Origin of the sequence: Synechococcus sp. R55.2, assembly GCF_047462075.1 — a bacterium.
Classification (GTDB): Bacteria; Cyanobacteriota; Cyanobacteriia; order Thermostichales; family Thermostichaceae; genus Thermostichus.
The window spans coordinates 1-20,524 of record NZ_JANSIH010000330.1 but is presented as its reverse complement, the minus strand read 5'-3'; the positions used below and the strand labels follow the sequence as shown (position 1 = coordinate 20,524).

Here is a 20,524-nt window from a genome sequence, read left to right as displayed (position 1 = left end):
TAAATATCCCCCAGGGCATTGTAGGCCGCATATTCTGCGGGGGAGAGTTCTGGTAAGAGCACCACATACTCTTCAGCGGCCAGGTCATAGGCTTGAAAGGCCCGCCGCATCCGTTGCCAAAAGCGCTCGCGGATCCCTTGGGAGAAGCGGCCTCGCAAAAATAGAAATTGACACTTCCCCACTTTCCGGGCGATGCGAGGGAACACCTCGTCGTGCTGGGGCAGGTATTTAAACAGGGATTGGGCGCAGAGATAGAGCACCCTATCGGGATCCACCCCCCAAGCTTGCCAATCCACTGGGGCCGGGAGAATATCCAGGGGAACATAGTAGGTGCCGATTCCGGGCAGGGGAAGCAGCCGTTCGCAGTAGTGGCTGGCCCCTTCTGGCGGCTCCATGAGCTCGCTGCTCAGGAAAACATCGATGGTGGGCAGCCCAGAGGTTTGTGGATGTCCCCAGGCCATGGCCTGCACGGGGGCCAAACGCAAGGCGGCCAACGGGGCGCAGACGGGATCGATCCCCACTTCGGGATACAGGATCACATCCAACTGGGCTTCTCGAATGGCCGTCTGCCATTCCTCCAAGCTGCGGGATCCGGCCACAAAGCGCTCGAAATAGGGGGGTAGGGATTGGGTGATTTCATCGTGAACGGGAGAGGTGTGGAAGCCGTAGAGAGCCACTTGGGAGCGATCCAAAGCTTCTACCCAGCCGCGAGTCAGGATCTTCCAAACGGAGTGATCCCGAAACAGGCCGGAGACAATGCCCACCCGCAGCTTGTCGGCGCGTTGCTTGAGCAGCAGAGGGGGGTGGGGGTAGCGGGCTGCCATGACCTCACAGACCAGGGATCCGTAGAGCTGCTGCAGATCGCGGTCGTTCTGGCCTTGGTAGGGCAAAAAGAAGGGTTGGACGGAGCCGATCCCGGCAGCCGCTTGCTCCAGGGTTATCGGATCCCGCGGCAGTTGTTCCCAGCGGGCCTTTACCTGTTGTAGGGCTTGGCGGTAGCGCTCCCGGGCCACGGGAACTTGGTCTGCCGAGGCGTACAGCAAGGGCAACTGGCTCACACACCACCCCAGGGCAGCGGCCAAGTCGGCAGGATCGGCCTGCCAAAGGCGGTAAAACAGCTCCGCCGCTTTTTCCTCTTGGCCACAATCCCGCAGCACAATGGCCAAGGTGTAGGCAGCATCGGCAAAGTCCGGCTGCAGCTCTAGGGCCTGTCCTAAGGGGACAAGGGCCGCCTCCAAATCTCCCTGCTGCCGCAGCACCAGCCCCAACTGGTAGAAGACTTCTGGATCCGGCCCCCCCTGCTCTAGGGCCAGTTGCAGGTGAGTTTTCGCCTCCGCCAGCCGCCCCGCCTGCTTGAGGGCAATCCCCAGGTTAAAGTGGGCATCGGGGAACCAAAGCTGTTGGACAAGGGCCTGCCGGATCAGGGCAACTGCTTCCTCTAGGGATCCCTGTTGCTGCCGACAGACCCCCAAGAGGTGCAGCGCCTCCGGGTGAGTGGGCTGGGCTTGCAGCACCTGCTGGTAAAGCGAGACGGCCTGTGGCCATTGCCCCGCTTGGTGATGGCGAACGGCCTGGGCCAACAGACGCTGCAGATGCTCTCCTTTGCCCTTTCCAGCTCTGCTTGGGCCAAAGCCTTTCCCCGGTCTAGGCATGGATGGCAGTGCGCTCCTCGCGCGGGCGGATCCTGAGCCTGTGCCCCATCAGCCGTTGGGGAAATTGAGAAAGCCCGCCAAAGCCGGGGCAATCGGCAGCAGGGTCATCACCATCAAAAAGAGGGCCAGCAAAGCCAGCGCATCCCGCTGGCCATCGGTCTCTGTGATTTCATCCTGAGGGGGACGCTCTGGCTCGCGAGCAATGAACAGGATCAGCAGCGCCCAATAGAGGGCCAAGACGTTGCTAAAGGAAGCGACCGCCAGGGCAATGAGGGTGATGAAGGTGGCGCGGGCCGCCGTCTTCCGCCCGTACACCGCCTGCACAATGCGACCTCCATCCAACTGGCCGGCAGGCAGCAGGCTCAAGGCCGTTATCGCCAGGCCGATCCAGCCCACGGCGACGAAAGGATGAATGGGGATCAGCTCCGACTGAAACTCGGATCCCAGCACCAGCCGGGCCAGAGTGCCCACTAGGATGGAGCTGCGGAATATCTCGGTAGGCACATACAGCCCTCCTGAGCCGGATAGCTTCAGGCCAGCCAAGAGCACCAGCAGCGACAGGATCCCGCTCGCCGCCGGGCCAGCAAAGGCAATGTCGAACAAAGCCTTGCGGTTGGGCACTGGCGATTGGATGCGGTTCAGGGATCCCAGCGTGCCAATGCCCAAGCTGGGGATAACAAAGGCAGGGCTGAGGCGCACCCCGTACTTGCCCGCCATCCAGCGGTGTCCGGTCTCGTGCACCAGCAAGATGGCGAAGATCCCGGCTGCCACCGGCAGGGCTTCCACCCAGCGCCCCGGCGCATCCAACAGCCGGAAGCCCAAGAGATTGGCCCCCACCTCCAACGTGGCGACGAAGCTGAAGACCAGCAACGCCCCCGCCAGGATCTGCGCCCCCACGGAAGCGCGGTAATTGACGATGGGATCCGGCAAGACCACCACCGCCGGCTTTTCCGCCGGATCCTCCACCAAAAAGAGCTGGTAGCGACTGCCCACCTGCTCTTTGAGCTTCTCCACCAGCAGGGGTACCACCACCTCCGCCTCCTGGCGCAGGTTGCCCTTAAAAATCGCCCCTTCCCCATAGGGGACGGTCTCGGTGACGAAAAAGGTATCGAGGCCGAAAATAGACTGAATGGCCTGCAGATCCTCAGCCGAGATCCGCTGCAGAACCGCAGGCGCTTCCAAAGGCGCCTCCCCTGCCGAAGGGGCTTCCCCCTGCTCTTCCAGACGAGCCAACTGCTCGCGACGGGCCTGCAGCTCCTGCTGGGCCAACTGGCGGGTCTTGCGCCCCACAGCAATGTAAAGCCCTGTAAAGACCAACAGCAACACCAGGAAGCCTGCAAAATTGAGGTAGATCCCCAGCAGCAGCAGCCCCAGGAAAACCACCCACGGCAACAAGAGCAGGGATCCCTGTAACCACACCCAAACGGCTAAGGATCCCCGCCGACGGGCTCTCCAGAAGCCCCAACCCAAAAAGGCCAGCGTTCCCAGCAAAAAGAGCGGCGTAATCTCAGCGGCAATGTTCATGGCTGACCTATGAGGCTGTACGGGTACCAAGCTGAGGGCAAGACGGCTCAGGCAGAAACAGCCGTTCCTTCAAAACGGGGCTCCGGCTGCTCCCACAGGTAGAAGCCAGCTTTCCGAGGTTTCAGGAGGAACAGCCGCAAAAACTGATAGAAGTTATCCAAGTAGAGGGGCAGCTTGCGCAAACCCTTGAAGGGGCCGGATCCCCGGGCAATCTCCCTCAGCTTGGCGTTGTTGGCCACACACTTCTGCAGCCGCCGCACAAACTCAGGGTTTTCCACATCCAACACCACCGGAAACACCTTGGCCGCCTCGCGGTTGGTCTTGTAGATCACCTCCATGTCATAAGTATGGGGATCCAAGCCGATGAGGCGGTAGAAATCCGGGCGCTCTCCCACATCGTTGAGGTACATAGTGGCGAACACCGACAGCAAGAAGAAGCGGCACCACAGCTTGGCCACCCATCCCTTGAGCAGCCTGGGCTGGCTTAGGAGCATGAGCGCGAAGAAATCGCCGTGGCGGTTCTCGTCCTGGCACCAGTTCTTGAAGAAGTTGAAGATCGGGTAAACGCGATCCTCGGGGTGGGCCTCCAGGTGGCGGTAGATGAGGATGTAGCGCCAGTAGCCAATCTTCTCCGAGAGATAGGTGGCATAGAAGATGAAACGCGGCGCGAAATAGGTGTAAGACTTGTGCTTAGTGAGAAAGCTCAGGTCGAAGGCCATGTTGAAGTCGCCCATGGCGCGGTTCAGAAAGCCGGCATGGCGGGCCTCATCGCGGCTCATCAGGGCAAAGCACTCGGCCAAAACGGGGTTGGTCTCTTTTAGCTTGCGCGACAGCTCCTTGTAGAGGAGAAAACCGGAGAACTCGGCTGTACAGGAGCGCTCCAAGAACTCCACAAACAACCGGCGCGCCTGCGGATCCAGGCGGCTTTCCCAGTCTTGGTTGAACTCCTCACCCCGGACGAAGTGATGGCGGTTGTAGTCGGCGCGAAACTCCTGCAGGATGGCCCGGAAATCGGCCTCTCGATCCCCTAAGCCCATTTTGCCGATGGCCTCGAAATCGGTGGTGTAGAAGCGCGGCGTCAGGATGGTCTCGGTGGGCACTCGCGCTTGAGTTTGAGCAGCTTGCAAACTGGGACTCATAGTGATTTAAAGCGGATGAAAAGGCCAGGTATACTCTCGCAGTTTACCAGCCTCTCTGGCCGTCGTGGGGATAAGAAGTGTTACCGGCAGGCTCTGAGAGATCCTTAAGACTCCACTGCCAGCGGCTGGGATCGCAAGGGATCCGTCAGCTCGCTGCCCTCCTCCGAAGGCGGGATCACCTGCCAAAACAGGGGCAAGCAGGATTCCCAATTTTGCAGAATGCGCTCCGCTTTGGGGGAATGGGTGCGGCGATAGTGCTCTTGGATCAGGCTCTTCAGTTGTGCCTCTGCTGCCGCCGTCTGCACCCGCTGAATGCGCACGATCTCCCCGTTGACCTTGGCGGGGAAGTTGCCCTCCTCATCCAGCACATAGGCCAGGCCGCCGGTCATCCCCGCTCCCAGGTTGCGGCCCACCCGCCCCAGCACCACCACCACCCCACCGGTCATGTACTCGCAGCAGTGGTCGCCGGATCCCTCGATCACCGCCTGCGCTCCCGAGTTGCGCACCGCAAAGCGTTCCCCCGCCTGGCCGTTGGCAAACAGGGATCCGCCCGTGGCCCCGTACAAACAGGTGTTGCCCAGGATTACATTTTCCGCCGGATCGCGGGGCGCCTCAGGGGGAGCCAGGATGACGATCTCGCCGCCGCACATGCTTTTGCCCACGTAGTCATTGGCTTCTCCTGTCAGGGTCAGGCGCATCCCCGCCAGCGTAAAAGCGCCAAAGCTCTGGCCGGCGCTGCCGACAAAGCGCAGATCCAACTGCCCCCCCTGTTGGGCAAAGCCGGTATCTCCGTACAAGCGGGCCAAGGTTCCGGCAATGCGCCCGCCTACGCAGCGGTCGGTGTTGGCGATAGGGATCTCCACCGTGGCCGTGCCGCAGGTCTCCACCGCCTTCTGCACCTCCGGCTGAGCCAGGATCTGCTCATCCAGCACCGGGCCGTTGGCGTGAACCGGCTCATGCTCCAACCAGTCGGGCAGGGTGTTGGGATCAAAACCGGGGGGAGTTCGCAGCAGACACTCCAAGTTCAAGGATTGGGTCTTCTGCAGAACCGCATCGGCGCGCGGACAGAGCAGATCCACCCGCCCGATCACCTCCTTCAGAGAGCGGTAGCCCAGTTGGGCTAAGACTTGGCGCACCTCCTCCGCCACAAACGTGAAGAAGGTCACCACGTGATCCGGTGTGCCGGGGAAGCGCTTGCGCAGCTCTTCCTTCTGGCTGGTCACCCCCACCGGGCAATTGTTGGTATGGCATACCCGCGCCATGATGCACCCCTCCGCGATCATGGCCACGGTGCCGAAGCCAAACTCTTCTGCCCCCAGCATGGCCGCCATCACCACTTCCCAGCCGGTGCGAATGCCGCCATCCACCCGCAGGATGGAGCGCTGCCGCAGGCCGTTTTCCAGCAGGGCATGATGCACCTCCACCAGGCCCAGCTCCCAAGATGCCCCGGCATGTTTGATGGAGCTCAGGGGGGAAGCCCCGGTGCCCCCTTCATGCCCTGAGATTTGAATGATGTCGGCGTTGGCCTTGGCCACCCCCGCCGCCACCGTGCCGATGCCCACTTCCGAGACCAGCTTCACCGACACCTGGGCCTGGGGGTTGACCTGGTGCAAGTCGAAGATCAACTGCGCCAGATCTTCAATGGAGTAGATGTCGTGGTGGGGCGGCGGCGAGATCAAGGTCACCCCCGGCTTGGAGCGGCGCAGCTTGGCAATGTAGGGACTCACCTTTTTGCCCGGCAGTTGCCCCCCCTCGCCCGGCTTGGCCCCCTGGGCAATTTTGATCTCAATTTGCCGCGCGTTGAGCAAATACTCCGGTGTCACGCCAAAGCGGCCCGAGGCCACCTGCTTCACCGCCGAGCTGGCGTTGTCCCCCATGCGCAGCCCCTTCAGGTGGGGAAAGCGGGCCGAGGTGCCATCTGGGCCTACATCGGTGATGGGGAGGTATCGTTCCGGATCTTCCCCGCCTTCACCGGAGTTGGACTTGCCGCCGATGCGGTTCATGGCAATGGCCAGGGTCTCGTGGGCCTCGCGGCTGAGGGCCCCCAAGGACATCCCACCTGTGGCAAAGCGTTTGAAAATCTCCGATGCCGGTTCCACTTCCTCCAGGGGGATGGGATCCCGGTCGCTGCGGAAATCCAGCAGGTCTCGCAACGCGGTGGGGGTGCGGCTGCGCAGGTGGGCCCTGTAGATCTCATAGTGGGCAGGCTGGCCCGATTCGATGGCCTTGTGCAGCAGCTTGGCCATTTCCGGGCTGTTGATGTGGTATTCGCCTTTGGGCCGCGCCTGGATAAAGCCAAAGTTCTCCAGCTTTTTCGAGGTGAGTTCGGGGAAGGCCCGCTGGTGATTCACCATGCCCTCGCGGGCCAGATCCGCCAGCGTCATGCCTCCCACCCGCGACACCGTGCCGCGGAAGGCCAGATCGATCACCTCTTGGCTCAGGCCAATGGCCTCGAAAATCTGCGCCCCGTGGTAGCTGGAGAGCAGAGAAATGCCCATTTTGGAGAGAATCTTGAGCAGCCCTGCCTCAATGGCGGCGCGGTACTTCAGTTGCACCTCGGCCAGGGAAAGCTGGGGCAACTTGCCGGTGGCCATCTGGGTTTGTGTCTTGGGCTTGTGCCACCACTGCCGCACAGCTTCATAGGCCAGATAAGGACAAACGGCGCTGGCCCCATAGCCGATCAAGCAGGCAAAGTGGTGGGTGCTCCAGCATTGGGCAGTCTCCACCACCAGAGAGGTCTGCAGGCGCAGCCCTTCCTGGATGAGGTGATGATGGATAGCGCCCACTGCCAACAGAGGTGGGATCAGAGCCTGCTCGGCATTGAGGCCGCGATCCGAGAGAATCAAGATCTCAGCTCCCCCCCGCACCGCCTGGGCCGCCTGCTGGCAAAGGGCCCGTACTTGGGCTGCCAGTCCTTCTGGGCCAGCAGCCACCGGGTAGAGAATCGGGAGCGTGTGGTAGGGGAAAGGAGTGTGCTGTAGGGCAGCCAGCTCCGCTTCGTTGAGCACCGGGCTGCGCAACTGCAACAGGCGGGCATGCTCAGGCCGGATCTCCAGCAGGTTGCCCTTGGATCCCAGATACACATCCAAAGACATCACCAAGCTCTCCCGCAGGGGATCGATGGCGGGGTTGGTGACCTGGGCAAAGCGCTGCTTGAAATAGTCGTAGAGGGGATGAGGCTGGGTGGACAGCACAGCCAGCGGCGCATCATCCCCCATGCTGAAGGTGGGCTCCTTGCCCGTAGCCGCCATCTCCTCAATGATCATCTCCACATCTTCCGAGGAGTAGCCGAAGGCAGTTTGGGCTTGGAGCAGTTGTTCTTCCGAGAGGTGAGGGGTATTTTCAAAGCCCTGGGTGCTGAGCTGAACGCGATGGGCTTTGAGCCACTCGCCGTAGGGGTGTTGGGCCGCCACCTGGGTTTTGATCTCCCAGTTTTTGCAGATGTGCCCGCTCTGCAGATCCACCGTCAGCATTTGCCCCGGGCCTAGCCGCCCTTTTTCCAAAATGTCGGTCTCCGGCAGGGCAACCACCCCGGCTTCTGAGCCCACCGCCAGCAGCCCATCGCGGGTGATCGCATAGCGGGCGGGACGCAATCCATTCCGATCCAAGGTGGCGCCGATGGTTTTGCCATCGCAGAAAACCACCATCGCTGGGCCATCCCAGGGCTCCTGCAGGCCGCCGAAGAACTCGTAGAAATCCACCACTTCCGGGTGATCCTGAAGCTCCGGCTGGTTGCGATAGGCTTCCGGGATCAGCACCATCATCGCCTGCTGAGTGGAGTAGCCGGACTGAATCAACAGCTCAAACACGGCGTCCAGGCCCGCCGAGTCGCTGGTGCCGGGGTCAATAATCGGCTTCAGATCCTCGACCGCTGTACCCCAGCGGGGATGGGAAAGGGTCTGTTCGCGGGCGGCCATCCAGTTGACATTGCCCAGGTAGGTGTTGATCTCGCCGTTGTGGCAAAGGTAGCGAAAAGGCTGGGCCAGGGACCAACGCGGCAGGGTGTTGGTGCTGAAGCGGCGATGGTAAGTGGCGTAGGCAGTGGTGTAGAGGGGGTTTTGCAGATCTCGATAAAACCGGCCCAGAACCGCCGATTGCACCATGCCTTTGTAAACGATGACCCGGCAGGACAAAGAGGCAAAGTACAGGGCATAAAAGCCAAACTGAGCCTCCACCCGCCGCCGAATGCGCCGCCGCAACAGATAAAGCTGCTGCTCCAGGGTATCTCCGCTCAGGCTGGGATGGGCAAGGATCAACTGCCAGATAGAGGGCATGGTCTGCCGCGCCATCGGCCCCAGGCAATCGGGATTGACCGGCACCTGCCGCCAAGCCACCCGCTGCCAGTCGGTGGTGGCCAAGTATTCATCGATCACCTGCTGCACCGCCTGGCACTCAGCGGGATCCTGAGGCAAAAAGACCATCCCCACCGCGCTGTAAGCGGGATCCAAAGCTCGAATTTCTTCCATTTCTGCTTGCAACAGCGACCAGGGGATCGCCGTCGCAATGCCCGCCCCATCGCCGCTCTGGCCGTCGCCGCCACAGCCACCCCGATGCTCCATACAGGTGAGAGCCTGAAGGGTTTTCTGCAAGAGGTCGTGGCTGGCTCTTCCCCGCTGATCCACCAAAAAGCCGACCCCGCAAGCATCCCGCTCTTGAAAGTGCCAGTTTTCCTGCAGGATAGGAACCGAGACCTGAGAGCGATGGGGATTCATAGGAGTCAAAACAGTTTGGAATAAATCACGCTTTTAGAGGTGGAAAACCAGCATATCGCACTCCAATCCGACAGGAAAAGGGGGCAGCCCCAAGTTAGGGCCGGATTTTGCCAGTAAGGCAACAGAATGTTCCAGCGGAAGGAAGCAGCGAAGTAGAGTTCAAAAAGGCTCACTATGAACAGATTTTTCGAGCTTCTTCTGCAGGCTTCTCCGGCAGACTTTGAGACGATCTGAGAAAACCGAGGCATAGGCGCCAGCTCACGGCCAACTGGCTCTGTGGAGAACTGCGATCAATCGCTATCTGAAAAAGTCAGAAAACGTATCCCGCAGATCCGAAAGCCGATCGTTGAAGCAAGTCAGCCGATCCCCTGCGGAGTTCACCAGCGTCAGATCTGCCCGACCGGTTGCCCCTTCGGATCCCAGTAGAGGAACGCTCATGCGGCTGGGATCCGTGGGATTCTGGGAAACGCGGATGACGGCTCGATCGCGGTTAAATTGATAAGCCTCGGCCACATAGCGGATGGGCTCGCTCAAGATGGGATCCACCGGCAGCTCTGGGGCCGGCAGGAGATCCACCAGCTCGGTGAACGTGCCACTCCGCAGGCCCACCACGGCAGCAGCTCCCAACTGGTTACAAATGGCAATGAGAACCGGCTCTTGGGCAGTGGCGGTGAGGTTGGCCAAGGTGACGGTGACCGTGGCACGGCTGGCTGCTGCCGGATAGGTGACCTCAAAGGTGCGGGCAAAGGCATTGCCCAGCTCGTCGCGGGCGCGGAAGCGAAGCTGCCCGGTGTAGGGCAGGATGGAAGAAAAGTAGATGCCAAAGCGGTCGCTGGGACTCCGTCCGGGGATATTGGCCTGTCCGGGGACATAGGCAAGGGCAGCCCGGCTTTGCCACTGATTGGGCGGGGCGTAGGGCAGCAGCGGGCCACTGGTGAAGCTGGGGGGTTCTTTGGGGGGCAGATCCGGCTGGCCATCTCTGTTCAAATCCAGGCCATTGCCCAAAAAGGCCACCGAGCGCTGTAAGAGGATGGGGCGGTTTTGGTTATCCAGAGGGGGATTCCGCCTCTCTGCCAGCCCGGCGTTGTCCACATAGACATTGAGGGGGCGATTTAGGATTTGGTTATCCCGTTGCCGCCGCATGTTGAACTGTAGGTAAGGCCCCACTGCGCCCGCTGCCGGGGATCCCCCTGTAATTTCAAAATCATCTGCCCGCAGAAAGACATTTTCCAGTGGGCCCAGGGGAGTGGTTCCCTCGCCGCAACCGACCAAGCTGAGCGCCAAGAGCGCCAAAGTTATATAAGCTACAGCAGGGCAACCTTTTGCGGTGGGGGAATCCGAGCCCCCACAAGAGGCACGCTTTGGCTTCAGCATTCATCTCCTCTCCACAACAGACACCTTGGCGAGGGTTAAACCCAACCGGACTGAGTTGAGGATGGGCGGGGATCCCTCTGCACTCATCGGATTCGCCTGAACCACTATACCGTGAGCCTCGGTTCAGCTCCCACCATCCCTAGGGGGCTGGCGGCAACGAGCAAGAAATGGTGGCGATCCCTGGCCTCATCTCCCGAACAGGCTTGATAGCCTAGAGGAAGCGAGATGTGGATACCCATGTCAGATACTCCTGCGGTCTTGGTAGAGCAACTTCAAAAGCGCTACGGATCCACAGTGGCCGTGGCGGACGTCTCGTTTCAGGTGGAACCCGGCCAGATCTACGGCATTCTCGGCCCCAATGGGGCCGGCAAGACCACCACTTTGCATTGCCTTTGCACCTTGCTTCGTCCCGATGCGGGCCGGATAGAGGTGTACGGGATCCCGGCCAGCGAAAACCCCAAAGCGGTACGAGAAAAACTGGGGTTTGTCGCCCAAGAGGTGGCTTTGGATAAGGTGCTGACCGGGCGAGAATTGTTGCAGTTGCAGGCCGATCTCCACCACCTGCCTCGCCCCTTGGCTCAAGAGCGAATCGCTGCCGTCCTGGAGCTGCTGGGGCTGACCGACCGTGCCGACCAGCGCATCGGTACCTACTCCGGCGGGCTGCGCAAACGCTTGGATCTGGCGGCAGGACTGCTCCATCAACCCCAGGTGCTGGTCTTGGACGAGCCCACGGTGGGCCTGGACATTCCCAGTCGGTTGGCCATCTGGGATTTTCTGCGCCAACTCAAGAACACAGGGATCACGGTGGTGCTCAGCAGCCATTACCTGGAGGAGATCGACCTGCTGGCGGATCGGGTGGCCATCATCGACCGGGGCAAGGTGATCGCCGAGGGAACCCCCGAGGAGCTCAAAACCCGCGTCGGCGGCGAGCGCATCACCGTCAAGCTGCAGGAATTTGCCCCGGCGGAACTGGCCCAACGGGGTGCCCAACTGCTGGGATCCCTGCCCTTTGTCCAGAAGGTGGTGATCAACAGCGCCCAGGGCAACGCTCTGAACCTGGTGGTGCAGCGGAATGGAGAGGATCCCCTCAGCCAGATTCGCGCCCACTTGCAGGCTCATGGGCTAGAGGTGTTCAGCAGCACCCAGTCTCGTCCCAGCTTGGATGATGTGTATTTGGCGGCAACCGGGCAAACCCTCATGGATGCGGAGCTGGCCGCTGCCGAGGCCAATCTGGGCAAAAAGAAAAAGTAACTTCATCCCCTCATGATCGAGCCCCATTGATCCCTGTACAAAGGCATATCTTTATTGGTTGTATTGGTTGATGGATTAGATACTGCATTCATTCATCACACATTCATTGATCACAACTCTACAGGAGCTTGGGTATGACCTCTGCCTCTTCCCCGGTTCAATCTAACCCGATCCCCCTTTTGACGGCTGACTTTTGGCAGGAAACCTTCGCCCTCACCCGCCGCTTGTTTATCCAACTGCAGCGTCGCCCCACAACCTTGCTGGTTGGCATTATCCAGCCGTTGCTCTGGCTGATTCTATTTGGAGCCTTGTTTCAGAATGCTCCTGCCGGCATTTTCGGGGCCGGACAAAACTACACCCAGTTTTTGGGGGCGGGAGTCATCGTGTTTACGGCTTTTGGTGGAGCCTTGAATGCCGGAGTGCCGGTGATTTTCGACCGAGAATTTGGCTTTTTGAACCGGCTGTTGGTGGCTCCCCTCACCTCTCGTTTTTCCATTGTTCTTGCTTCTAGCCTGTTTATCGTCAGCTTGGCGTTGCTGCAGACGGCAGTCATTGTGGGGGCAGACTACGCCCTTGGGGCCGGGATCCCCGACGGGCCAGGCTTGGCGGTGGTGGCCTTGATCGTGGGCCTGTTGGTCTTGGGCTTCACGGCCCTGAGCTTGGGCTTGGCCTTTGCCATGCCGGGGCACCAGCAATTGCTGGCTTTCATCTTTTTGGTCAACTTGCCCCTGATCTTTTCCAGCACGGCCTTGGCTCCCCTGAGCTTTATGCCCACCTGGCTGCGTTGGGTGGCCAGCCTCAACCCCCTCACCTTTGCCATCGAGCCCATTCGCCATGTCTACCGCAGCGATAGCTGGAGCTGGGCCGATGTGGTGCTGCAGGCTCCCTGGGGCGATCTCACCCTGGCGGGATCCCTGGGCCTCTTGACGGGGTTTGTCGTAGTGTCGGTTCTGCTGGTGCAGGGGGTGTTGCGCAAAAGTTTGGCCTGAGCCTCTCTGCCCAGGCTGTGCCCCTCAAAGCCATCGGCGGGAAGCGGACTTCTCCATAGCCGCCTGTGCCTGCTGCACCAGAGCCAGGGGGCTGTCCTGGGCTGGGGAAACGCTGAGAGAAGGAGTAAGGCTGCGAGCCTGCAGAGCCATGTGGAGCTGCAGTTCGGTTACGTACTCCCGCAGGCCAAAGTTAGACCCAGAAGAAGAAGGAGCCGCTGAAGAGGGGTGAGACACAGACATCACGGCAAAGAGTCCTTCGCGAAATGGCCACTGTTGCTCTGCTAAGGTATCACGCCCACCCCTTTTCCGAAGCTTCCAAAATGTTAGCTTTGATTAAGATTTGCAACCGTTTGGCCATGGTGGTGCTCAAGGATTGGCAGCGCTCCAAGTTGGATCCCAGCGACGATGCCCTCTTTTACAGCTATCCTCGCTTCGTGACTCATGTGGATTCTGGCTTCATCGGCCAGCTCACCGATCTATACCGCGAGCATTTGCGGCCCCAGACCCGCATTCTCGATCTGATGAGCAGTTGGGTCTCCCATTTGCCACCTGAGATGGAGTTTGCCCATGTGGAGGGGCATGGGATGAACCCGGAGGAACTGGCGGCCAACCCCCGGCTGGATCACTTCTTCATCCAAAACTTGAACCAAAACCCAGTTCTGCCCTTCCCTGATCAATCCTTCGACGCGGTGCTAAACACGGTCTCGGTGCAATATCTGCAGCAGCCAGAGCAGGTGTTTGCCGAGGTGTATCGCATCCTAAAGCTCCAGGGCCTGTTCATCGTCAGCTTCTCCAATCGCATGTTTTTCCAGAAGGCGATCCAGGCTTGGCGGGACAACTCCGAGGCGGGGCGGGTGGAGTTGGTCAGGCGCTATTTTGAGTCGGTGCCAGGGTTTGCGGTGGTGAAGGTGATCCAGCGGCCTGCCCCTATGGGTTGGCTGGGCTTTTGGGCAGGCGGAGGCGGGGATCCCTTCTATGCCCTGATTGGACAGCGGACGGCGGGGTAGAATTCTCCAGCTTGCCTGTGGCGTGCAGGCGGGATCCTTGGAAATATCCAACAAGACTCCAGCATCCACCAGATCTTGCAGCTGTGTTATCCTCGCTACCCTCAGAGGTCTGTCTTGTTCTCCGGTCTTTCTGACAGTTCTTCCCCACAAAACGGCAATCCTTCCCCCCTACCCATCTCGGCAATTGGGGAGGCAGGGCTGCTGCAGATCGTGCAGCGCTACTGTCCGGCCCAGGTGGTGGGAGACGATGCGGCGGTGTTAGCTGCTCCGGAGGGGCAGTTGGTGGTGACAACCGATGTGTTGGTGGAGGGAGTTCACTTCAGCGATCTGACGACCCCGGCCCATGCGGTGGGCTGGCGCGCGGTGGCCGCCAATCTGTCGGATCTGGCCGCGATGGGATCCCGTCCGCAGGCGTTGGTGGTGGGTTTGGGCTTGCCGGGCTCCACACCGGTTGCTTGGGTGGAGGAGCTTTATCAAGGGATGCGGGACTGTTGCGCCCGCTGGGAATGCCAACTGGTGGGAGGGGATCTGTGTCGGTCGCCGCATCGGTTCGTGGCGATCACGGCCCTGGGATCGGTGCAGCCGGGGCGGGCCATTCAGCGCAGACGGGCTCAACCCGGCGATTGGCTGGTGGTAACAGGGCCCCACGGAGATGCGCGGGCAGGCTTGGAGCTGCTTCTCCATCCTGAACAGGGATCCTCAGCCACGGCAGCCGAGCGCGAGCAGTTGATCAGGGCTCACCAATACCCACGCCCGCGCCTGGATCTGGTGCCCCTCTTGGAAGGGATCCCGGATCCCTTGCGCATTGCCGGTATGGATACCAGCGACGGTTTGGCAGATGCCCTGGTGCAGGTGTGTCAGGCCAGCGGGGTGGCGGCGAGGATCGAGGTGGAGCGGATCCCGATTTCAGAAGCTTTGCGGCAGGCTTTCCCGGCCCAAGCCTGGGAGTGGGCGCTTTATGGGGGCGAAGATTTTGAGCTGCTCCTCAGTGCCGAGGTGTCGGTGGCCAAGCATCTGTTGGAAGAATTGCCAGGGGCCGTTTGGATTGGAGAAGTGACAGGCTGGGATCCGCAGGGAACCGTCTGGCTGAAGGACGGGCAGGCCCTCAGCCGTCAACAAGCCTTCCAGCATTTCTGAGAGAAGTTGTGCTGCAGGATGGCCACCCAAACTGCCAACAGTTGAAAACAAATCGACTTGTGGGAGAAAACAAGCCCTAGGAAGGATTCGATAACCTAGAAATGGAGAGAAGCTGAGACAAGGAAGCAAATTGACTTGGAATAGCTTCAGGCAACTGCTCAGAACTCGGCAGAACTTGGAGAAGCATTGGAGACTCTACTCATGAAAGCTATCTTAACAGCAGCCATTCTTGGCCTGGCCGGGATCCCTGCGTTGGCCCCCTTGCCCAGTTCGGCTCAGCCGCTTTTTGAATTGGGTGCCTACCGCCTTGAGCAGGGGACGATTATCCCGGTCGGCAGCCTGAGTAGCGAAGGGCCGCAATACTTTTATCCCGACACCGTCTATCCCCTGGAAGTGGCCGTTACTCAGAACATTTTTGACAGCCAGGGGCGCTTGGTGATCCCGGCGGGTAGCCGCATTTTTGGACAGATGGAACCTGCACCGGGCGGATCCCGCTTTGTCGGCACTTCCATTGTTCTCGGCGGTCGTACCTACAGCCTGCGGGCTTCCTCCAACATCCTCCACGACGAAAAGGATCCCCGTCAGTATTCGGCTGAGGCCATTGCTCAAGATGCAGCCATTGGGGCAGCCGCAGGGGCCATTTTGGGGGCGATCACGGGCGGAGTCTCGGTGGGCAATGTCTTAGGAGGCGCCGTGACCGGAGTGGTGGTGGGCAATGTTACCGCTCCCCAGGTGGTGGTGCTGCGCCCCGGCCAATCTTTCAATCTGACCTTGGAAGCTCCGCTGACTTTGTGAGGTGCCGTTTGGAGATTCCTCTGGGAGTGTTGAGGGTCGGCAACTTGTGATTCACTGGGGATCAGACTGCGGATCCCTGTTTTCATGGCTACTGAATCTAAGCCCACTTCCCCCCTCTCCTCCACCGAGCACAGGTTTACGGCTGGAGAGGAAAGCTTCACCTACCAAGCGCTGGCCGGTTGGCAGACCCTTTTTCAGCGGGAAAAGCCGGTGGCCGAGATCTTTCACGTCGCCTATCTGAAGCAAGACTCTGCTGCCCAGCACCGCCCTCTCACTTTTGTGTTCAACGGTGGGCCTGGGGCAGCCTCTGCCTACCTGCACATGGGAGCGCTGGGGCCCAAACGGATTGGCTTCGGGCCCAATGGCAGTTTGCCTCCCTCTCCGGTGCGGCTGGTGGACAATGCCGAAAGCTGGCTGCTCTTTTCCGATCTGGTCTTTGTCGATCCGGTGGGGACGGGGTTCAGCCGCGCCCTGCCCAAGGATTCTCAAGACGCCAAAGATTCCCGGGAGAAATCCGATCCGGCGGCCAAACCCCCTCAGCCGGATGCCAAGGCGGAGGAGCCTCCTAAGGAATCACCCTTCTGGGATGTGGAACGGGATTTGCAATCCTTGGGCGAGTTCATTCAGGGCTTCCTTTCCCGATACAAACGCTGGCTTTCCCCCATTTTCATTGCCGGCGAAAGCTACGGTGGGTTTCGGGTGGCGCGGCTGGCCAAGGAGCTGCAATCCAAGTTTGGCGTAGGCTTGTCGGGGGCCATTCTCATCTCGCCTGCACTAGAGTTTGGGTTGCTGGAGACCAACGATTACAACCTCAGCACTTGGGCAACGCTTTTCCCTTCCTACGTAGCTACAGCAGCTCATCATGGACGGTGTGGCTGGGGGGAGGATTTGCAGATCCTGCTGCCCAAAGCAGAACGCTTTGCCCGGCAACGTCTGCTGCCCCTCTTGGCTATGGGAGAGGCGATGCCAGAGGCAGAACGGCAAGCGGTGTATCAGGAGATGGCGGCAGGGATCGGCTTATCTCCAGAGTATGTGGCCCACAAAGGCGGGCGGATCGATATCGCCAGTTTTGCCCGCGAGCTGTTGCGGTCGCAGCGACTGGTGCTGGGGCTTTACGATGCTTCTGTAACCACGGTGGATCCCTTTCCGGATCGGCCTACCTTTGAGGGATCCGATCCCACCTTGGATGGGCTAGATCGCTTGTTCACGGCGGCCATCAACAGCCACTTGCGGGAGACCTTGCAAGTAGAAACGGAGTTGACCTATCACCTACTGAACCTGGAGGTGTTCAAGTCCTGGCGGTTCACCCCAAAAGGAGAGTTTAAGCAAGGATTCATCGGGGCAATGGACGAGCTGCGCAGCAGCATGGCCCTCAACCCCCACATGCGGGTGAGCATTCATCATGGCTTTTACGACCTGGTCACGCCCTACTTTGCCTCGAATCACCTGGTGGATTTGATGAAGTTGGATCCGCGGTTGAAGGCCAACCTCACCCTACGTCATTATCGCGGCGGACACATGTTCTACACCTGGGATCTCTCGCGGTTGGAGTGGTTTACAGAAATGCGTGCGTTCTACTCAAAAACGGCTTCGGGCTCAGAGTTGCAAACTCTGCGCTAAGCAACTGGAGGATTGAGGCTCTTGGAAGCCTTAGCCGAGAGACTTGCCACAGCAGGTTTGCATATACATTGCATATACATATATTGATAAAATTGGATAAAATTGCATTGCCTTGACATCGAGAATCAGCCCTGATAGCATCTAGCCATGTTGGCCAGCCTAATCCTGTTCAGTTTTTGAACAAGAGCGGGGGAACCATTTCGGGGGCTTACTCTGAGCAAACGCCAGGGAGAGCATCTCTTAGCTCTAGCCCGTCAGCTAACCCCGTCGGCACTAAGAGGTGGCTACAGAGCTGTACGTCTGCCCTAGAGGGATTTTGCGTACATCGACTGGATGCCTTCCAAGGGGTTGAGGGTTGCCATCGGCACTTTCTACCCCCCTCTGGCGGCTGCTTAGCTTACTCTTCCCACTTCTCCTCACCTTACCAAACAACATGCAGAACCGCTCTCAACTTGTGGCTATCGGTCGCAGGGGAAGTTTTTGGATCCAAAGGTACGTTTGGCGAGAACAGGTCATTTTGCCAATGGCCGGATTTGCCCTGCTACTGGCAATTTGGTGGGTTGTCGCTCTTTTTCGCAGTGAGTTGGTGCCCACTCCGCCACAAGCCTTTGTTGACAATCTCGACTACATTCTTCATCCATTTTATCGGCGTGGGCCGGGCGATTTGGGCGTTGGCTGGCTCTTATTGGCGAGTTTGCGGCGAGTTTTGATTGGCTTTTTGCTGGGCGCAGTGGTGGCCATTCCTATGGGGTTTTGGATTGGAATGTCGCCATCGGCAATGGCGATGTTTAACCCAATTGTCCAGATTTTGAGGCCGGTTTCTCCGCTAGCCTGGCTGCCCATTGCCCTGTCTATTTTTAATTCGGCGGATCCCGCAGCCATTTTCGTGATATTCATCACCTCTCTGTGGCCAACTCTCATCAATACGGCCTTGGGGGTGGCCAGTGTGCCTCAGGACTATCTGGATGTGGCGCTGGTGCTGGAGATGCCCCGTTGGCGACGGATCCTCAAGATCATCTGGCCTGCCGCCCTACCCTACATCTTTACGGGCTTGCGCATCAGCTTGGGTATTGCTTGGTTGGTCATTGTGGCTGTCGAAATGCTGACCGGCGGCATTGGCATTGGATTTTTTGTCTGGGATGAATGGAACCGTCTCAATTTGAGCGCGGTGTTCCTGTCGGTGTTGCTGATTGGAGCAACGGGGCTGGTGCTGGATCTGGCTTTGCGACGAATTCAAACCTGGGTGACCCACCGACCGGCAACCCAGACCTAAAGCCGGGTGATTTTCTCTTTTTCGGTTCTTCTTGATGTCAATAATGAGCTTCGCTCTTAGAAATTTTCAGACCTAGATCAGTTTGTTTGTCAGATCTGCACATTGCTCCATCTCTGCTACGCGACGCTTGCCTGACCAGACTTATCCATCGGAGGGTTTTTCATGAAAGTTCTGGCCGAAGGTGGTGCAAAACTGTATTTCCGCCGAAAAGTCTTGCAGGGCTTGGGGGCTGTGGGGGCCGGGATCCTAGCGGCCAAAGGATACAGAGCCGTGGAGGCTGCCGATATCGAGCCGGTGGTGGATCCTGGATCCCTGGAAAAACCCAATTTAACGGTGGGCTATGTGCCGGTCAACGATTGTGCGCCCTTTGCCGTGGCCTATGAGAAAGGTTTCTTTCGCAAATATGGGTTGAATGTGCGCTTGAGCCGCGAGTCCAGTTGGGCCAACTCTCGCGATGGGGTGATCTTCGGACGCTTGGACGCCTCACCGGTGGTGGCGGGAGCAGTGACCAATGCCCGCCTAGGGGCAGAAGGGGCGCGGCGGGTTCCCCTGTGTGCGGCCATGACCATTCATCGCCATGGCAACGCCATGACCATGAACCGCGCTATGTGGGACTACGGCTTACGACCTTGGTATGAATACGACGGCGATCTGGAGTTCTTCGGACGGGATTTTCGTGGGTATTTCCAGAGCTTGCCCGTCGAGCGGCGACTGTGGGCAACAGTGCTCAGTTCCGCCATCTACGAGTACTTCATTCGCTATCTGGCAGGGGCAGCCGGGATCGATCCCATGGCCGAGTTCCGCATCATTATCATTCCCCCGCCACAGATGGTGACTCATATCCGCATTGGATCCATGCAAGCTTACATGGTGGCAGAGCCGTGGAATACCCGTGCCATTGCGGGCAATGAGGGAGTGGGGTTCACCTTCGCCCACGGCAAAGAGATCTGGCGTGGACATCCCGACCGAGTATTGGCGGTGATGGAGAGCTTTATCGAGGAGAACCCCCGCACCTACCGCTCGTTGGTGATGGCGATGATCGAAGCCTGTCGGTATTGCGATGACCACCGGGAGGAGGTGGCGGAGTTGATTTCGGCCCGCGCCTACACAGGTGCTCCCCTGCGCTACACCAGACCTGCCATTGTGGGGAACTACAACTATGGCGGCTTTGATGGGCAAGACCGGACTCGCCAGATGCCAGACAGTACCTTGTTTTTTCGGATGCCTGAGGATCTACCTCACCCAGAGCATGATCACTCCACGTTTCTGTGGCAATCTCAGGGACTCTGGCTGGTCACTCAAGCGGCCCGTTGGAACCAAATCGCCGAGATCCCTGCTGATGTGGAGGAGCAGATCCGGCGAGCATGGCGCACCGATCTGTATCGGGAGATCGCCGCTGAAATGGGGATCCCTTGCCCTGCTGAGGATTTTAAGGTGGAGCCAGAGGAGGTATTTATCGATGGCAAAGCCTTTGATCCCGGCGATCCCGTGGGTTACCTCAATAGCTTCGAAATCCGCGCCAATCGTCCTTTACAGTTTTTTCCGGGGATACGCACTACAGCTTATGGAGGCCGATCCTGATGTCTAACAAACCCCATTCTCGATAAAGCCACAAAACAGCTTAGGGGATAAGCTCTGCAAGCATCATTTGCCAAGCCTTTTTCACAAAACCCAGCCTTTAACCTATGAATGTTTCCTGTAATTTTCTACCACCGGAGATTTTGCCATGAGAGGCCAGCAGTTATTATCATTTTCTCTTTTTTACGATCGACTTTGCAACAGCCAAAAGATAAGTCAACTCAATCGAATCCAAATCTTTATCCACCTCAATCTTTTCCGGCTGCCCGTTTCTTGCAATGGGGATCTATTGGAAAAGCTATATCTTGTTCAGACCCGTGGCTTACTTGTCAATGTTGATTGATCGATCAGGAGAGGTTTTTCATGGATTACCCAGTTTCTGCTACTCAGGGCTTAAGTCTCCAAACCCAATCAGATAGTGTCTTAGCTATCCGAGGGGTGGTGAAGACTTATCGGAAGCCGCGTGGGCAGGA

14 protein-coding genes and 1 riboswitch are annotated in these 20,524 nt (G+C 59.1%); of the genes, 8 read left to right on the top strand and 6 right to left on the bottom strand.

From position 1 onward, the window contains the following. The 5 genes from NW838_RS10525 to NW838_RS10505 form a co-directional block, all read right to left on the bottom strand. Positions 1-1,652: tetratricopeptide repeat protein (locus NW838_RS10525; protein ID WP_414428008.1), on the bottom strand; the 1,652-nt coding region annotated here is incomplete at its 3' end. Positions 1,653-1,700: 48 nt separating this feature from the next. Continuing rightward, positions 1,701-3,176: a site-2 protease family protein gene (locus NW838_RS10520; protein ID WP_414356794.1), complete on the bottom strand. Its 1,476-nt coding sequence runs from the start codon at positions 3,174-3,176 to the stop codon at positions 1,701-1,703. Positions 3,177-3,223: 47 nt separating this feature from the next. Next, positions 3,224-4,315 carry a magnesium-protoporphyrin IX monomethyl ester (oxidative) cyclase gene (acsF, locus tag NW838_RS10515; RefSeq protein ID WP_414412625.1) on the bottom strand — a complete coding sequence of 364 codons (1,092 nt, stop codon included), beginning with the start codon at positions 4,313-4,315 and terminating at the stop codon, positions 3,224-3,226. Positions 4,316-4,419: 104 nt separating this feature from the next. Next, complete coding sequence (locus NW838_RS10510) at positions 4,420-9,027, bottom strand: glutamate synthase-related protein (RefSeq protein WP_414428007.1); 4,608 nt, start codon at positions 9,025-9,027, stop codon at positions 4,420-4,422. Between the two features lie 297 nt (positions 9,028-9,324). After that, complete coding sequence (locus tag NW838_RS10505; RefSeq protein ID WP_414428006.1) at positions 9,325-10,401, bottom strand: hypothetical protein; 1,077 nt, start codon at positions 10,399-10,401, stop codon at positions 9,325-9,327. Between the two features lie 237 nt (positions 10,402-10,638). Between NW838_RS10505 and NW838_RS10500 the strand changes: the two genes are divergently transcribed. Beyond that, complete coding sequence (locus NW838_RS10500) at positions 10,639-11,652, top strand: ATP-binding cassette domain-containing protein (RefSeq protein ID WP_202943698.1); 1,014 nt, start codon at positions 10,639-10,641, stop codon at positions 11,650-11,652. Between the two features lie 134 nt (positions 11,653-11,786). Continuing rightward, positions 11,787-12,641 (top strand): ABC transporter permease, encoded by an 855-nt coding sequence (locus NW838_RS10495; protein WP_414356806.1) that lies wholly within the window; start codon positions 11,787-11,789, stop codon positions 12,639-12,641. Positions 12,642-12,665: 24 nt separating this feature from the next. Here the strand turns inward: NW838_RS10495 and NW838_RS10490 are convergent, their stop codons facing one another. Then, complete coding sequence (locus NW838_RS10490) at positions 12,666-12,881, bottom strand: hypothetical protein (RefSeq protein ID WP_414356808.1); 216 nt, start codon at positions 12,879-12,881, stop codon at positions 12,666-12,668. A 116-nt stretch (positions 12,882-12,997) separates the two neighbouring features. On the opposite strand from NW838_RS10490, the gene NW838_RS10485 reads away from it, so the two are divergent. From NW838_RS10485 to NW838_RS10460, 6 genes are all read left to right on the top strand, one after another. Further along, a complete protein-coding gene (locus NW838_RS10485) occupies positions 12,998-13,648 on the top strand; it encodes a class I SAM-dependent methyltransferase (protein WP_414428009.1) in 651 nt (216 codons plus the stop codon). Positions 13,649-13,762: 114 nt separating this feature from the next. After that, the gene (thiL, locus tag NW838_RS10480) at positions 13,763-14,785 is read left to right on the top strand and encodes a thiamine-phosphate kinase (protein ID WP_414356809.1); all 1,023 of its coding nucleotides are present in this window, start codon (positions 13,763-13,765) and stop codon (positions 14,783-14,785) included. Between the two features lie 201 nt (positions 14,786-14,986). Then, positions 14,987-15,580, top strand: coding sequence for a hypothetical protein (locus tag NW838_RS10475; RefSeq protein WP_414356811.1), 594 nt, complete (start codon positions 14,987-14,989; stop codon positions 15,578-15,580). 84 nt (positions 15,581-15,664) lie between these two features. Then, positions 15,665-17,200: a S10 family peptidase gene (locus NW838_RS10470; protein ID WP_414428005.1), complete on the top strand. Its 1,536-nt coding sequence runs from the start codon at positions 15,665-15,667 to the stop codon at positions 17,198-17,200. A 146-nt stretch (positions 17,201-17,346) separates the two neighbouring features. Further along, positions 17,347-17,488: riboswitch (cyclic di-AMP (ydaO/yuaA leader) on the top strand. 166 nt (positions 17,489-17,654) lie between these two features. Continuing rightward, entirely contained in the window at positions 17,655-18,473 is an 819-nt protein-coding gene (gene ntrB, locus NW838_RS10465; protein ID WP_414428004.1) for a nitrate ABC transporter permease, read from the top strand. A 162-nt stretch (positions 18,474-18,635) separates the two neighbouring features. Beyond that, positions 18,636-20,054, top strand: a complete 1,419-nt coding sequence (locus tag NW838_RS10460; RefSeq protein WP_414356818.1) for a CmpA/NrtA family ABC transporter substrate-binding protein — start codon at positions 18,636-18,638, stop codon at positions 20,052-20,054. Positions 20,055-20,524: the final 470 nt, after the last annotated feature.